At 52.7% G+C, this 15456-nt stretch carries 12 protein-coding genes; 8 read left to right on the top strand and 4 right to left on the bottom strand.

The window, feature by feature from the left end; genetic code table 11:
* Window positions 1–4: 4 nt before the first annotated feature.
* The 3 genes from RNAN_RS10050 to RNAN_RS10060 are packed head-to-tail and all read left to right on the top strand — an operon-like array spanning window position 5 to window position 3310.
* A complete protein-coding gene (locus tag RNAN_RS10050; RefSeq protein WP_008221390.1) occupies window positions 5–331 on the top strand; it encodes a hypothetical protein in 327 nt (108 codons plus the stop codon).
* Window positions 328–609, top strand: coding sequence for a YeaC family protein (locus RNAN_RS10055; protein WP_008221391.1), 282 nt, complete (start codon window positions 328–330; stop codon window positions 607–609). The genes RNAN_RS10050 and RNAN_RS10055 overlap by 4 nt, the downstream gene beginning before the upstream one ends.
* The gene (locus RNAN_RS10060) at window positions 599–3310 is read left to right on the top strand and encodes a DUF349 domain-containing protein (protein ID WP_008221393.1); all 2712 of its coding nucleotides are present in this window, start codon (window positions 599–601) and stop codon (window positions 3308–3310) included. The genes RNAN_RS10055 and RNAN_RS10060 overlap by 11 nt, the downstream gene beginning before the upstream one ends.
* A gap of 36 nt (window positions 3311–3346) precedes the next feature.
* Here the strand turns inward: RNAN_RS10060 and ansA are convergent, their stop codons facing one another.
* Both ansA and sppA read right to left on the bottom strand, forming a co-directional pair.
* The gene (ansA, locus tag RNAN_RS10065; protein WP_008221395.1) at window positions 3347–4363 is read right to left on the bottom strand and encodes an asparaginase; all 1017 of its coding nucleotides are present in this window, start codon (window positions 4361–4363) and stop codon (window positions 3347–3349) included.
* 64 nt (window positions 4364–4427) lie between these two features.
* A complete protein-coding gene (gene sppA, locus RNAN_RS10070) occupies window positions 4428–6308 on the bottom strand; it encodes a signal peptide peptidase SppA (protein ID WP_008221396.1) in 1881 nt (626 codons plus the stop codon).
* 208 nt (window positions 6309–6516) lie between these two features.
* Here sppA and RNAN_RS10075 point away from each other — a divergent pair, with 208 nt between their 5' ends.
* From RNAN_RS10075 to RNAN_RS10090, 4 genes are all read left to right on the top strand, one after another.
* On the top strand, window positions 6517–8535 hold the full coding sequence (locus tag RNAN_RS10075; protein ID WP_008221397.1) for an NADPH-dependent 2,4-dienoyl-CoA reductase: 2019 nt from the start codon (window positions 6517–6519) through the stop codon (window positions 8533–8535).
* A 250-nt stretch (window positions 8536–8785) separates the two neighbouring features.
* A complete protein-coding gene (gene glgC / locus RNAN_RS10080) occupies window positions 8786–10021 on the top strand; it encodes a glucose-1-phosphate adenylyltransferase (RefSeq protein WP_008221398.1) in 1236 nt (411 codons plus the stop codon).
* 40 nt (window positions 10022–10061) lie between these two features.
* Window positions 10062–11474: a glycogen synthase gene (locus RNAN_RS10085; protein ID WP_008221399.1), complete on the top strand. Its 1413-nt coding sequence runs from the start codon at window positions 10062–10064 to the stop codon at window positions 11472–11474.
* 114 nt (window positions 11475–11588) lie between these two features.
* Window positions 11589–12146: an NAD(P)H nitroreductase gene (locus RNAN_RS10090; RefSeq protein WP_008221400.1), complete on the top strand. Its 558-nt coding sequence runs from the start codon at window positions 11589–11591 to the stop codon at window positions 12144–12146.
* A 74-nt stretch (window positions 12147–12220) separates the two neighbouring features.
* Here RNAN_RS10090 and asnS read toward each other — a convergent pair whose 3' ends face one another.
* Entirely contained in the window at window positions 12221–13621 is a 1401-nt protein-coding gene (gene asnS / locus RNAN_RS10095) for an asparagine--tRNA ligase (protein ID WP_008221402.1), read from the bottom strand.
* Between the two features lie 102 nt (window positions 13622–13723).
* On the opposite strand from asnS, the gene RNAN_RS10100 reads away from it, so the two are divergent.
* Window positions 13724–14098: a hypothetical protein gene (locus RNAN_RS10100; RefSeq protein WP_008221403.1), complete on the top strand. Its 375-nt coding sequence runs from the start codon at window positions 13724–13726 to the stop codon at window positions 14096–14098.
* Here the strand turns inward: RNAN_RS10100 and bioA are convergent.
* Entirely contained in the window at window positions 14095–15366 is a 1272-nt protein-coding gene (bioA, locus tag RNAN_RS10105) for an adenosylmethionine--8-amino-7-oxononanoate transaminase (protein WP_008221405.1), read from the bottom strand. The genes RNAN_RS10100 and bioA overlap by 4 nt on opposite strands.
* Between the last annotated feature and the right edge of the window lie 90 nt (window positions 15367–15456).

Here is a 15456-nt window from a genome sequence, read left to right on the forward strand (position 1 = left end):
CGTTATGGCGATCATTTCCTGCCCGTTTTGCGGGCACAAAATTTCAGATAAAAGCCCCAGTTGCAGTAAATGCAATGGTGATATAGCCGGCTTAACGCCGCAAAAACGGGAAGCACTGGCGCGGGATAAAGCGCTGGATCAGGCGCAAAGCCTGGTTAATCACTCTATGTTTGCCTTACTGTTGTTTTTAGCTGGCTTTGGCCTGATGTACTGGTGGGACCCAGAAACCGGCAGCCCGCAGCAGTATATTGCCGGCGGCGCTATTGGCTTGGGGTTCTGCTGGTACATTATCAGTCGGGCCCGCATTATGTTATTGAGAAGGCGTAAATGAACTTTACCGCGTTAGTACAGGCGATGACGCCTGAAACCTATGAAAAGCTGTCGGACGCTGTGGCCACCGGCCGCTGGGCCGACGGTAACCCCCTTAGCGCAGCGCAGCGCGAGCAAAGCCTGCAGCTGGTAATGGCTTATCAGGCGCAGGTGTTAAAGTCTGAAGAGCTATTTACCATAGGCGCTGATGGTCAGATGATCCAAAAAACCAAAGCCGAACTGAAAAAGCAGTTCGAGGCAGAGCAGTCTATAGCAAGGTTCGCGCACGATGATCTTTAAACGTTTTTTCAAACCCAAATGGCAACATGCCGATGCCGCTGTGCGACAACAGGCGATTGCCGAATTAAACCGTGACGAGCAGGCGCATAAAACGGTGCTGCACGAGCTGGCGTTTAACGATGGCGCCGAAGCCGTGCGTAAGGCCGCACTGTTAAAGCTCAATGACTTTTCGCTGTGGTGGCAGGCCAGTAAGCATGACAGTGCTGAGCGCTTACAACAGTTGGCCGAGCAAACGCTGGTGCAGCAACTGCTGGATAATCAGGTAGAGCCCAAATTAAAGCAGCAGTTTATTGCCCAGTGCAACCGCAGCAGCATTTTAGAGCAGCTGGCGCAAACTGAAACTGACAGCGGGCTTAAATTCAGTTTGTTGCAACGGCTGAATAAAACCGAGCTGAATATTAAAGCACTGCAGGATGCTGTGCTGTCAACGGCGCAAAAGCTGCAGCTGTTAGCGCCGATTCACGATGAAAAAACGCTGGAAAAATTAAGCAAACAGTTAACGGGTGAATTGCAGTTAGCGGTTGAGCAAAAGCTGCAACAGCTGGCAGAGGCAAAACAAAAGCCGCTGCAGCTGCGTAAACAGCTGACACTGCTACTGGCTAAGCTGAATGCCCTGCGCGAGCGCGCCAATCTTAACGAGTTACCGGTGCAGTTTGACGAATATAAGCAGCAGTGGCAGCAGTTAGAGGCCGAGCTAGCTTGTTTAGGCGCCGAAGCCGACGAGTTTCGCGGCAAATATAATAAAATTTGTCAGCTGACCGAGCAGTGGCTGGCGCCCCGGCTTAGTGAACTTGCCAAAGCGCAGGCGCTTGAGGCCACAAAAGCCGCCCAGCACCGGGCGCAGCAGCAGCTAAGCGCCGAGCTTAATAGCGTTGAACAGCAGTTGCAACAGGCGTTGCTGGCGGCGGATATTACCGCAGCGCAGCAACTGGAAACAGCCCTTAGCGCCATTCAAAGCCGGCTTACCCAGAGTGATGTCGGCGATAAAACCGTTTTACAACGGCGGCTGACACAACTTGGCGAGCAGTTATCGCAGCTACCCAAATTGGCTGAGCAGCTGGCGCAGTTAACCCGTATCGTCGCCGATTGGGCGGCGTTACCCATACCAACTGATTTAGCCGCTTATCAGGCCACCTTGTCGCAGTTACAGCAACTGCAGCAAAACTGGCGTCAGCAAAGTAAAACTTTGGCTATCGCCGTACCCGACAGCCTGCAGCAGGCACAGGCCGACTTAGCCAAGCACTGGCAGCAGCTACAGCAGCAATTTGATGGTCAAAGCGAAAAGGCGTTACGCCAGTGCCGCAGTAAACTCTCGCAGTACCGCCGGTTACACAGCGCCGGTAAATTTAACGCCTTGTTTGGCTTGTTTAAGGGGATCGAGCAGGAGCACCAGCAGCTAAACCCTGCGCAGCAGGCGCAGCTTGCTAAAGACTATGAATTTGCCCGCGACACCCAGGCTGAGCTTACCGATTTACAACATTATATTGCTACACCGCGTAAGCAAGCACTGCTGACAGCAATGCAGCAGTTGCCCGGCACGATTGCTGACAACGAAGTGCACCAACGCGCCGAGCAGGTAAAACTGGCCCGTGCCAGCTGGAACAGCTTAGGCCGTGCTACACCAGAGCTGGAAACCGGCCTGAACGCTGCCTTTGATGCCGCCTGCGAGCAAGCCTTTGCGCCTTGCCGGGCGTATTTTGCCAGGCTGGATGCCGCGCGCGCTAAGCACCGTGAAGAGCGTGCAGCTATCATCGCTCAGGCAGAGCAGTTGGCGTTAGCGCAACTGGACAGTAAGGCGCTGCAGCAGCAACTAGCTCAGTTAAAGCAAGCCTGGCAGCAGGCCGGTGCAGTGGATAAACAGCAGTTTAGTGCACTTAACCAGGCCTTTAACCAGGCGCTTAAGCCGCTGAGCCAGCAGCTGGAAAGCCTGTGGCAGCAAGGCGCAGAAGCACGCCAACAGCTGATTGATAAAGCAACAGCCGCACTAAGCCTGACCGAGCCCAACCAGACGGCTAAGGTGTTAAAAGAATGTCAGCAGCAGTGGAAAACCCTGCCAGCCGCTGGCCGTAAGCAGGATCAGGCGCTGTGGCAGCAGTTCCGTCAGCTGTGTGATGGCTTTTTCAATGCCCGCTCGGCACAGTTTGAACAGCAAAAACAGGCCGAGCAGGACGAGCTGCAGCAATATGAGTCTGCACTGTCTGCCTTGTTAGCATCGCTGGAAAGCGCCGCCAGTGCCGCTGAGTTTGACCAACGGCAACAAGCGCTGCAGCAGATGGACCCGCAAGGTGTTGCCAGCCAGCAGGCAGTCAGGCAGGTGCTGGCAAAATTGCAGTTAAAGCGTCAGCAGTGGCAAAACACTCAGCAACAGCAGGGTTTACAGCTGATGTTTGAACAGTTGTCAGATCCCACTTTAAGCGCCGAGGCATTACCCGCCGGCTACCGCGAGTACTTTGGTGCCGGGCGTGAGCAGCAGTTTAGCCGTGAACAACTGACCATAGCGCTGGAGATCATCTGTGATAAAGCCTCGGTGGATACCCGTGCCGAGCTGCGTCAGCAGGTACAGTTAATGCTGTTATCGGATAAGCATAATCAGGGTAGTACGCTGGATAAACACAGCTTGCTCAAGCGCTGGTTAGACTACGGCGCGGTGACGACGGCAGAGCAGGGCTTACTGGCCAGAGTTAAAGCCCTGTTCATCTGATGCTGAGGTTATTGTTATCAGCAAACTGACTGCGGCTTAGTCCGCGGTCAGTTCGCCGCGCAGGTTTTGCTGCATTTGCCGGCGAATGTCATCGCTGGTTAAGTCTTTACTTAGCAGATAATGCAGCTTGGTTAACGCCGCTTCCAATGTCATATCATAGCCGCTTATCACGCCGGCCTGCGCTAACGCATTGCCGGTGGCATAGCCCTGCATATTTACTTTGCCTTTAAAGCATTGGGTACAGTTAACGATGATCAGGCCGTTTTGGCTGGCTTCGCGCAAGATCTGCAACAGCTCTGGCCGCTGCGGCGCATTGCCGACACCAAAAGATTTAATGATCAGCGCCCTTACCGGTGCTGTGGTCATATTTTTAATCACATCAGTGCTAATGCCCGGGTACAAGGTAACCACGCTGATTGGCTGTGGAATAACTTTCGCAAGCGTAAGCGGGGCGGCAAGCCTGGTTTGGCTTAATTTGCCGGCCACTAAATTAATATGAATACCGGCCTCAATCAGCGGCGGGAAATTGGGTGAGGCAAAGGCGTTAAAGCCGCTGGCATCGGCCTTGGTGGCGCGGTTACCGCGAAACAACTGGTTGTTAAAGAACAGCGCTACTTCGGCAATAGGGTAGTTGGCGGCCAGATAGAGTGCGTTTAACAGGTTAACCTGACCGTCTGAGCGCAGCTGCGCCAATGGTATTTGCGAGCCGGTAATAATCACCGGCTTTTGCAGGTTCTCCAGCATAAACGACAGCGCTGAGGCCGTGTAGGCCATAGTATCGGTGCCATGCAGCACAACAAAACCGTCGTAGTTGTCGTATTGCTGCTGAATATCTTCGGCGATATGGCGCCAGTGCTCGGGTGTCATATCGGATGAGTCAATTACCGGGTGGTATTCGTGAATATCAAATTCCGGCATTTCCGCGCGGTAAAATTCCGGCATCCGTTTTACCGTATCGGTTAAAAAACCCGGCACCGGCACATAGCCCTGCGGCGAGTGCTGCATACCTATGGTACCGCCGGTGTAGGCGACATAAATGCGTTTTCTGCTCATTGAAACTTAACCTAAAAAAATGCCCGGTGTTAGCCGGGCATTGTAGAGTGTTTTAGCGTCACTGTCAGTTGATGCTGCAGCTGACGCAGTATGAGTAAACGCCATTTGGATCATTAAACTGGTTTAACAGCACAAAGTCTTGTTTTAACTGTTTGCTCAGCTGTTGCAGCAGTTTTTGCTCGGCGCTAATGCCAGGTTGCGGTAACCAGCCCTGGGCTTTGGCTTCACCTAACAGATCTTTAATCATCTGCTCCGTTGGCGACAGCTCCTGCTGCACCACTTTGACGTCATACAGGGTTAAACCGGCTTTGTCGGCAGCGGCTTTTACCGCATCATCCAGCGTACCCAGTTTATCGACCAGGCCAAGCTCTAACGCCTTACGACCGGTCCACACCCGGCCCTGAGCTACCTTGTCTACGTCGGCGTTTGACATATTACGGTTTTCACCCACCAGAGTTAAAAACTCGGTATAGCCACGCTCAATTAACAGCTGGAACAGGTCTTTGGCGTTCTTGTCCAGGCCTTTAAACAGCGGTAAACCGGCCGAGAAACCGGCAAGCTCAGTAGTGCCAACGCCATCGACATTTAGGCCCAGCGTGGCAAAGGCGTCTTCTGCGGTGTGCAACAGGCCAAAGATACCGATAGAGCCGGTGATAGTAGTAGGGGCTGCCCAAATCTCATTGGCCGGTGCGGCAATCCAGTAACCGCCTGACGCAGCCACCGCACCCATAGAGGCAATAACAGGTTTACCCGCTTCACGCAGTAAGCGAATTTCCTGGCCAATCACTTCTGAGGCATAAGCACTGCCGCCAGGGCTGTCGATCCGTAGCACAACGGCTTTAATTTTATCGTCATGGCGTGCTTTACGCAGCAGGGCCGCAGTAGAATCACCGCCTATGGTGCCGGCTTTGGCGGTGCCATCGACAATAACCCCACGGGCAACAATCACACCTACTTTGTCGGTAACCGGGTTATCAAACTGCTTAGCGGGAATAACCAGCTTAGCGTAGTCTGCAAAGGTAACATGGTTATAGGTATGCTCGTCATCTTCACCGACGATAGCAATTAAATCGCGGCGAAAGGCTTCACGGGTTTTAATGGCATCGACCAGGCCGGCATTCACCGAATACTGGCTTAAATCGCCTTCAGCGGCTTGCAGTTTTTCCAGCAGGGCGGCAAAGGTCTCATCAAAGTTATCGACGGCAAAACCACGACGCTCGGCTACCTGGGCTTTGTAATCGCCCCACAGCTCGGTTAACCAGGCGCTGTTAGCCTCTTTGGCCTCAGGCGACATGTCGTTACGTAAAAACGGCTCTACGGCAGACTTATAAGTACCAACGCGGAACACATGGGTGTTAATTTTCAGCTTTTCCAAGGCGTTTTTGTAATACATCGGGTAGCTGCCATAGCCTTCCAGCAGCACAGCGCCCATTGGCGTTAAGCTGATTTCATCAGCATAGCTGGCCAGGAAATACTGGTTTTGGCCATAAAAACCACCATAGGCAAACACTTTTTTGCCGGCGGCTTTAAAGCCGGTAATGGCATCACCAATACGCTGTAATTTGTCCAGTGAGCCACGGCCCAGCATAGATAAGTCCAGTACCATGGCCTGAATACGGTTGTCGGTCGTAGCTTTGCTAATCACGGTGACCACATCTGATACCAGCACTTCGGGTGCTTCTTCTTCGGCGCCCAGGCTTTCGTTAATAGCGGTAGCAATAGGATCTGTCCAGCGCTTTTCTTCTACCAGATCGCCAGTCAGGTTCAGCACCAGGGCGGCCGTCGGCGGCACTTTTACCTTATCATCGCCGCTGAAGATAGAAGTGATAATGACACCTACCACGAAAATAAACAGCAGGTTAAGAATAAGCGAGCGAAAGCCACGGTATATACGTGCTATCGCGCTGAATAACCGGCGGATAGGGCCAGATTTTTTTTCGGTCATGGAAGCGTCCTGTATTAACAAACTATTTTTACTTAGGGTTATGCTAAACAATTTGCTGTCAAAGACTAAATGGAATTTGTAAGTAAATGTGTAACACTTTACCCGCTTAGCCCACCCACTAATACAGGGGCTTGCGCCTTTGCTTGCTATCGTTTGGCAAAGCGGCTAAAGTCTGCAGCAAACAACAGGTACGACCAGAGAGGCAAAAGTGGCATACCAAAAACTATTACAACCACTGGATCTGGGGTTCACCCAGCTGAAAAACCGCGTCATTATGGGCTCGATGCACACGGGCCTGGAAGAAGAGAAACAAGGCTTTGCCAAATTAGCGGCCTTTTATGCCGAGCGCGCTAAAGGGGGCGTCGGCCTTATTATCACCGGCGGCATCAGCCCGAACTTTCGCGGCAACTTGGTGCCTTTCGGCAGCCAGTTAAGCTTTTGGTGGCAGGTAGGCAAACATAAGCAGGTAACGCAAGCGGTGCACCAGCACGGCGCGAAGATTTGCTTACAACTGCTGCACGCTGGCCGGTATGGTTACCACCCATTTAGTGTGGCGCCCAGTAAAATTCAGTCGCCGATAACGCCGTTTAAACCCGCACAAATGAGCGTCCGTCAGGTACGCAGTACCATTAAAGATTTTGCCCACGCCGCTAAGCTGGCGAAAAAAGCCGGTTATGACGGTGTGGAAGTAATGGGCTCTGAGGGGTATTTAATTAACCAGTTTATTTGTGCCCGCACCAATCAGCGCACCGATGAATGGGGCGGCAGTTTTGATAACCGTAGCCGCTTCGCGCTGGAAACCGTAAAAGCAGTACGCGAGGCCTGCGGTGAAGACTTTATTATTGTCTACCGGCTGTCGATGCTGGATCTGGTCGAAGATGGCAACAGTTACGATGAAGTAGTCGCACTGGCCAAAGGCATCAGTAGCGCTGGAGCCACGCTTATCAATACCGGTATCGGCTGGCACGAAGCCCGGGTGCCTACCATTGGTACCATGGTGCCACGCGCCGCTTTTAGCTGGATCACGGCGCGTATAAAGCAGGAAGTGACCATACCGGTAGTGGCGACCAACCGCATTAATGACCCGCAGGTGGCGGAAGATATTATCGCCAACGGCCAGGCCGATATGGTGTGTATGGCGCGGCCATTTTTGGCCGATGCCGACTTTGTTAATAAAGCAGCGGCCAACAAAGCCGATGAAATTAATACCTGTATTGCCTGTAATCAGGCCTGTCTGGATCATGTGTTTCAAAACAAGCGCGCCAGCTGTCTGGTTAATCCGCGCGCCTGTTATGAAACCGAGCTTAACTTTACGCCGGCGGCCAGCCGCAAAAAAATTGCCGTGGTTGGTGCTGGTCCAGCTGGCCTGGCGTTTAGTGTGTATGCGGCGCAGCGTGGCCATGAAGTGCATTTATTTGATAAGTCGCACCAGATTGGCGGCCAGTTTAATTACGCCAAGCAAATTCCCGGTAAAGAAGAGTTTCATGAAACCCTGCGCTATTTTGGCCGCATGCTGGAATTACACGCAGTGAAGCTGCATTTAAACTCGCCGCAAACGGTCGGGTCGTTAACGGCTGGCGGTTTTGATGAGGTAGTGCTGGCCAGCGGTATAGTGCCGCGTGATATTGGTCTGACGGGCAGTGAGCATCCAAAGGTGCTGAGTTATTTGGATGTACTGCGCGATCATAAAGCCGTGGGTAAGCATGTAGCCATTATCGGTGCCGGCGGCATCGGTTTTGACGTGGCGGAATATTTAACTGAGCCGCACTCGCTAACACTGCAACCCGATGCCTGGCTGAAAGATTGGGGTATCGACAAGCAGTATCAGGCGCGTGGTGCTTTATTGCCGGACGAGGTAACGCCTCCGGCTGAGCGTAAGGTGTATTTGCTGCAACGTAAAACCAGCAAAGTGGGCGCCGGCTTAGGTAAAACTACCGGCTGGATCCACCGTGCGTCGCTGAAGAAAAAGGGCGTCGAGATGATTGCCGGCGTGAACTACCTAAAAGTCGACGATAACGGCCTTTGGGTAGAAATTGGCGGTGAAGAGCGCTGTCTGAATGTGGATAATGTGATTATCTGTGCCGGGCAGGAGCCACTGCGCGAGCTGCAGGCCGGCCTGACGGAGCAGGGCATTAAAACGCACTTAATTGGTGGCGCCGATGTCGCCGCAGAGCTGGATGCCAAGCGGGCCATTCGCCAGGGTGCTGAGCTGGCAGCGGCTATTTAGCGCGCACTAAGTGGTTTGCACCAAAGCCGGGCGCCATTTTGGCGCATTCCCTACGCAAAGGCACCATGTTGGTGCCTTTGTCATTTCTGCGTCATGCCATTGCCATATCCGCCACCTAAGCTGTTGCCTTGCCAGCACATAAATTAGCCGCTATTCAGGTATTTACTGCCAAAGGCTGCTATTCTGGTATCAGCTTTGCACCCAATTCATTCATATCAGTGTAATTATCAAAGCCAACAGGGAGTTATATATGTCCGGTGTATTAACCATGATACTGGCAGGTGGTGAAGGTACCCGTTTAGCGCCGCTGACCGGCATCAGGGCTAAACCTGCGGTACCTTTCGGCGGTAACTATCGCATTATTGATTTTGTGTTAAACAACTTTGTGAACTCGGATTTACTGCAAATCTTTGTTATTACCCAGTTTAAATCACACTCGCTGATGAAACACCTAAGCCGCGCCTGGCGGGTGTCGGGCTTAACCAACCGCTTTATTGACCCTATACCGGCGCAAATGCAAACCGGTAAACACTGGTATTTAGGCACGGCCGATGCCATTTACCAGAACCTGCATTTAATTCATGGCCTGGACCCGGAGCATGTTTGTGTGTTTGGCGGCGACCACATCTATAAAATGGATGTACGGGACATGCTGAACTACCACCGGCAAAATAATGCCCGTTTAACGGTGGCGGCGATACCGGTGCCAGTAGAGCAGGCGCATGAGTTTGGTGTTATTGAGGTCGATGCGCACGGTAAAATGATTGGCTTTGAAGAAAAACCGAAAAGTAACCCGAAAACCATTCCCGGCCGGCCAGATTATGTGCTGGCGTCGATGGGCAATTATATTTTTGAAGCCAAAACCCTGGTTGATGTACTGGAAGAAGATGCGAAACAAGTTGATTCCAAACACGATTTTGGCCATAACATTATTCCGGCACTGTATCCGTCGGGCGATGTGTACGTGTACGATTTTTCCTCCAATACCATTCGCGGTGAAAACGAGCGCAGTGCCGGTTACTGGCGTGATGTGGGCACCTTAGATTCGTACTATCAGGCTAATATGGATCTGATAGCGGTAGAGCCGCCGTTTGACTTGTATAACCGCTACTGGCCGCTACGCGGTTATACTCCGCCGGTACCGCCGGCCAAGTTTGTACACGACGAAACTAACCGCACCGGTCAGGCCATTAGTTCTATGGTGGCGTCGGGCTGTATTGTCAGCGGCGCCATCGTATATCAGTCTATCCTGGGTTTTAACGTGCATGTACACAGCCACAGCTACATTGAAAAATGCGTGCTGATGGGCAATAACGACATTGGTCGTGGTTGTCGCATCCGCCGTGCCATTATCGACAAAGACGTTAAAATTGCCCCCGGCACCGTAATAGGCGAAGATCCGGTGTTAGATAAGCAGCGTTTTCATGTCTCTGCCAGCGGTGTGGTCGTGATCCCCAAGGGCGCCAAAATTGGTTTTGACGAATGATGTTGATAGCTAAAAGATTGATAAGTAAAAGGTTAGGGTAGTGCATATAGTCTTTATTTGCAGCGAATACGAGGGCTTAATAAAAACCGGCGGCCTGGCCGATGCTTGCCGTGGTTTGGCGCAGGCGTTACTGGCACAAGGCCATCAGGTTACGGTAATACTGCCCTGTTACCAGCCGCTGTATGCGCTGCGTAGCGGCGTTTTTAGCAGTGTCTATACCGATCTGGCCGGCCGCCAGTTTGGCTGCGCGGTGCATGAAGTTGAGCAGGGTGGTGTCAATATCGCCCTGGTTGAGCACGATGATTTTTTCAAACGTGAACGGCCCTATGACGATGGCGAGCATGGCTACACCGATAACCCGCTGCGCTTTGCGTTTTTTTGCAAAGCGGCGCTACAGTGGCTGCTGCAAAGCGACAAGCCGGTTGATGTGATTCACGGTCACGACTGGCAAAGTGCGGCGGCGGCCTACTATTTAAAGCAGCATTTTAACCAATCAGCGCTGGCGGCGGTGCCTTTTGTGTTTAGTATTCATAATGGCGCTTATCAGGAGCGCTGCGCGGCGCATTGGCGAAGCGAGCTGGCCATTGAACCCGCGCGAAGCGATGAGCTTAATTTTTTGGCCACCGCCCTTAGTTATGCCGACAAAATTAATACCGTAAGCCAGGGCTACCGTGACGAGCTGATGCAAGAGCCGATGGCAAGCGGCTTAAGCGCTTTGTACCAGCAGCGCGCAGCGGATTTTGCCGGTATTTTAAACGGCTGTGATTACCAGCTGTGGGACCCGTCCAGCGATACGCATTTAGCGGCGAACTATAGCGCTTCGAAGCTCAGTGGCAAGCGTGTCTGCCAGCAAACCATACGTGAAGAGCTGGGGCTTGGTGCAAGTAAAGCACCGCTTTTTGTTGGCGTAAGCCGTTTAACCGGGCAAAAAGGCTATGACTATCTGGTGCCGGCACTGAGCCGCTTTTTGGCGCATTCTGCGGCGCAGGTCATTATTATGGGCACCGGCGAGCAGCGTTATGTCACGGCGTTGCAGCAACTGGCACAGCAGTATCCACAGCAGTGCCGTTTTGTTGAGGGCTTTAGCGATGCCATGGCGCATCAGCTTGAAGCCGCCGGCGACTTCTTTTTAATGCCCTCTTTGTTTGAGCCCTGCGGGTTAAACCAGCTTTACAGTTTACGTTACGGCACTGTGCCGCTAGTGCGCCTTACCGGCGGCTTAAAAGACACGGTAAAACCCTGGCCGGGGCGGGGTGCTACCGGCATTGGCTTTACCGAGCCGGATATTGCCGCCACCTTAGCTGCGCTTAACCAGGCTGAGTTGCTGTACAGCAAAGCCGATAGCTACCGGCGGGTGCAGCAAAATGGCATGGTACAAAACTTCAGCTGGCAAGCCGCTGCCAGCCAGTATCTGGCGCTGTACCAGCAGGCGCTTTGGCAAAACGCGCATTAAAAAGCCGCAAATTGGTTGAAAGGGCGGCAGGCGCGCGTTACCTTGCCATAATCTGATGTAAAGATTACTGTTAATTTGCTAGGCTGCGCGCAGCTACCACCATCGGGGTTTTTTATGGATGCATTAACTTTACTTCACAGCCGTTATTCGTCAGCCCGTTTAACCGAACCCGCCCCGGCAGGCGAAGCGCTGGACAACATTAAGCGCGCCGCGCTGCAGGTGCCGGACCACGGCAATTTACGCCCCTGGCGTTTTATTATCGCCGAAGGTCGTCAGGCGCTGTGTCGCCTGGGTGATATTTTTGCCGAAGCGGCCGTAGAGGACGATCCGGCCATTTCCAACGAGCTGCTAGAGCGCGCCCGGCAGCTGCCACTGCGTGCGCCTATGGTGATTGTCTGTATCGCCAAGGCGGTAGAGCATGCCAAAGTGCCGTTAATTGAACAGCAACACTCTGCCGCCTGCGCCATATTAGCCATGCAGCAAGCCGCTTTTGCTCAGGGTTTTGGCGGCATCTGGCGCACCGGCGCCTATGCCCAGTTAGATTTTGTTAAACAAGCGCTGGAGCTGGGTGAAGACGACGAAATTGTCGGCTTTTTATACCTGGGCACACCAAGCGGCGAACCAGCTAAACGCCACACGCCCGAGCCAGCGGAGTATTTTTCTTATCTTTAAGTTGCTTTGAATCAAATAAAAAAGGCGCTGATTAAAGCGCCTTTTCTGCAGTTAATGCTATTAGAGCAAGCTATTTAGAACTCAGCATTACCCGGTGTGCGTGGGAAGGCGATTACATCGCGGATATTACCAATACCGGTAACGTACGACACCAAACGCTCGAAACCTAAGCCAAAACCGGCGTGCGGCACTGTGCCGTAACGGCGCAGGTCGCGGTACCAGCCATAAGCTTCTTTATCCAGGCCCATTTCGTCCAGGCGTTTATCAAAAGCCTCTAAGCGCTCTTCGCGCTGGCTGCCGCCGATAATTTCACCTATGCCGGGGGCTAATACGTCCATGGCTGCTACCGTTTTACCATCGTCATTTAAGCGCATGTAAAAGGCTTTAATGTCTTTCGGGTAGTTTTGCATAATGATAGGCGCGCCCACATGCTCTTCAGCCAGGTAGCGTTCGTGCTCAGACTGTAAATCGACACCCCATTCCACCGGGTATTCAAACTTTTTACCGCAGGTTTTCAGAATTTCAATAGCGTCGGTGTAGTCCATCCGCACAAAGCTGGAATCGACCAGTTGCTGTAAACGGGTAACGGCGGTGGGGTCGATACGCTCGGCGAAAAACGCCATATCGTCAGCGCGCTCGGTTAATACCGCTTTACAGACGTATTTCAGCATATCTTCAGCCAGCTGGGCGATGTCTTTAAGTTCAGCAAAGGCCACTTCCGGCTCTATCATCCAAAACTCGGCCAAGTGGCGGCTGGTGTTAGAGTTTTCTGCGCGGAAGGTTGGGCCAAAGGTGTAAATTTTTGACATGGCACAGGCGTAGGTTTCGCCGTTTAACTGGCCGGATACGGTTAAAAAGGTTTCTTTACCGAAGAAATCCTGGCTGTAATCCACTTTGCCTTTGTCAGTGCGCGGCAGGTTTTCCATGTCCAATGTGCTAACGCGGAACATCTCGCCGGCGCCTTCAGCATCGGAGCCGGTAATAATAGGCGTGCTGATCCAGTAATAACCCTGCTCGTGGAAAAAGCGGTGTACCGCCTGGGCTAAACAGTGGCGCACCCGGGTAACAGCGCCCATAATGTTGGTGCGCGGGCGCAGGTGGGCGTGTTCACGCAGGTACTCCATACTGTGGCGCTTGGGGGCCATAGGGTAGGTGTCCGGGTTTTCTACCCAACCCAATACCTCTACGCTGGTGGCTTGCAACTCAAACGCCTGGCCCTGGCCTTCAGAGCGTGCGATAGTGCCGGTTACGGCCACCGAGCAGGAGGTGGTTAAACGCTTTACTTCAGACTCGTAATTATTCAGCTCTGCCGGCGCTACGGCCTGCACAGCGTCAAAGCAGCTGCCATCATGAATAGCTAAAAAGGAAATGCCGGCTTTTGAATCGCGGCGGGTGCGGATCCAGCCTTTAACGGTGACAGTGTCACCAACGGCATAGCGACCTGCTAATACATCTTTAATAACGGCGTGCGTCATGCAACAAACTCCAGAGGGTGTAAACTTTAGACAACTGCGTAAAGCCTGTAATGATACTGCGGCTAACGCACAACACAAGTAAAACTTAGCCGGGTAAAAAAATTGACTGACAGCAGCAGAAAAGCCGAAAAGTTTGAACGGCGTCAGGGGCCGGATTGGATCTGCCGCGCCTTTGGCTGGCTGGCCATTAGCGGCTGGTTATTGTTCTTGCTGGCGATGATTATTGCCCATTACGCCAGGCCAGAGATGGACACCGGTCTGGTGCGTTATTGGGGCATTGAAATTCGTAGCGAATGGCACCCTATGTTAACCTTGTGCCTGCAATATTTTTTACTGGCCTCGGCCATTAGCAGTGGCTTAAGTTTACTGTTAAACCGGCTGCGGCTGCGCCGGCGTACAGACCATCTGCACTTTAATATTGTGCTTTTGCTATTAAGCTGTTTAAGCCTGTTGCTGTATTTGTTCTGGTATGTTTAAACGCCAACGACCGCACGCATGGCAAAGCTGAGCTTAGTTAACTGTGCCGGGCTGATAATAAAAGGCGGCATCACGTAAATCAGGTTATTAAAGGGGCGGATCCATACGCCAAGCTCGACAAACTGCTGCTGCAAGGCGGCGACATTCACCTTGTCATGCATCTCCAGCACGCCAATAGCGCCTAACACCCGTACATCTTTTACCAGCGGTGATTGGACACAGGGCGCAAGCTCAGCCTTTAACTGGCGTTCTATCGCCGCTACCTGCTGTTGCCAGTCGCCCTGGGCGATAAGACTTAAACTGGCACTGGCCACGGCGCAGGCCAGTGGGTTAGCCATAAAGGTCGGGCCGTGCATTAGGCCGCCGGCGGCGCTTTGACTGATGCCACGGGCGATTTCATCGCTGCACAAGGTAGCAGCCAGGGTTATATAGCCGCCGCTTAGCGCTTTACCCACGCACATGATATCGGGTGCTATATTGGCATGTTCACAGGCAAACAGTTTGCCGCTGCGGCCAAAGCCGGTGGCAATTTCATCGGCTATCAGCAGTACCTGGTACTTATCGCACAACGCACGGGCGCGGCGCAAATACTCAGGATGATAAAAGCGCATACCGCCATAGCCTTGCACTATTGGCTCTAAAATAAGCGCGGCAATTTCATCGTGTTTTTCTGCCAACAGTTGCTGCAGCGGGGCGATATCCTCCGGCAAAAACTCACCGTCAAAGCGGCTTAGTGGCGCCGGTAAAAAGTAGTGCTGGGGTAACAGGCTGGCAAACATATCGTGCATGCCATCAACCGGATCGCACACCGCCATGGCGGCAAAGGTATCGCCATGATAGCCCTTACGCAGGCTAATCAGCTTTTGTTTTTGTGGCGTAGCGCTGGCCAGCCAGTATTGCAGCGCCATTTTTATCGCCACTTCTACCGCGATAGAGCCACTGTCGGCTAAAAATACTTTGGTTAACTTGCTTGGCACCATACTAAGCAGCTGCTGACACAGCTGCACCGCGGGTTGATGCGTAATGCCGCCAAACATCACATGCGCCATTTTGCCAAGTTGTTCGGTTACTGCAGCGTTAAGCACAGGATGGTTATAGCCGTGCACGGCCGACCACCAGGAGGCTGTGCCATCGACCAGACGCTGACCGTCTTCCAGCTCCAGTTCACAGCCTGCTGCCGCCACCACCGGATACACCGGCAGCGGGTTTAGCATAGAAGTGTAGGGGTGCCAGATATGCTCGCGATCAAACGTCAAATTAATGCTCATTATTTAACCTGTAGTAAAGTTTTGCTGCTGGTCTGTGTTGACAAGGCCCAAGTGGCGGTTAGACTAGCCGAAAATACTTATTAGCTCAAT

It is taken from the genome of Rheinheimera nanhaiensis E407-8, from assembly GCF_000296695.1.
Taxonomy (GTDB): Bacteria; Pseudomonadota; Gammaproteobacteria; order Enterobacterales; family Alteromonadaceae; genus Alishewanella; species Alishewanella nanhaiensis.

Excerpts from the sequence above, each read along its gene's own strand:
- ansA (WP_008221395.1), bottom strand. The coding sequence starts at position 4,363 with ATGAGCAGAAAACGCATTTATGTCGCCTACACCGGCGGTACCATAGGT.
- sppA (WP_008221396.1), bottom strand. The coding sequence starts at position 6,308 with ATGACCGAAAAAAAATCTGGCCCTATCCGCCGGTTATTCAGCGCGATA.
- glgC (WP_008221398.1), top strand. The coding sequence starts at position 8,786 with ATGTCCGGTGTATTAACCATGATACTGGCAGGTGGTGAAGGTACCCGT.
- RNAN_RS10090 (WP_008221400.1), top strand. The coding sequence starts at position 11,589 with ATGGATGCATTAACTTTACTTCACAGCCGTTATTCGTCAGCCCGTTTA.
- bioA (WP_008221405.1), bottom strand. The coding sequence starts at position 15,366 with ATGAGCATTAATTTGACGTTTGATCGCGAGCATATCTGGCACCCCTAC.
- RNAN_RS10055 (WP_008221391.1), top strand. The coding sequence starts at position 328 with ATGAACTTTACCGCGTTAGTACAGGCGATGACGCCTGAAACCTATGAA.
- RNAN_RS10050 (WP_008221390.1), top strand. The coding sequence starts at position 5 with ATGGCGATCATTTCCTGCCCGTTTTGCGGGCACAAAATTTCAGATAAA.
- asnS (WP_008221402.1), bottom strand. The coding sequence starts at position 13,621 with ATGACGCACGCCGTTATTAAAGATGTATTAGCAGGTCGCTATGCCGTT.
- RNAN_RS10060 (WP_008221393.1), top strand. The coding sequence starts at position 599 with ATGATCTTTAAACGTTTTTTCAAACCCAAATGGCAACATGCCGATGCC.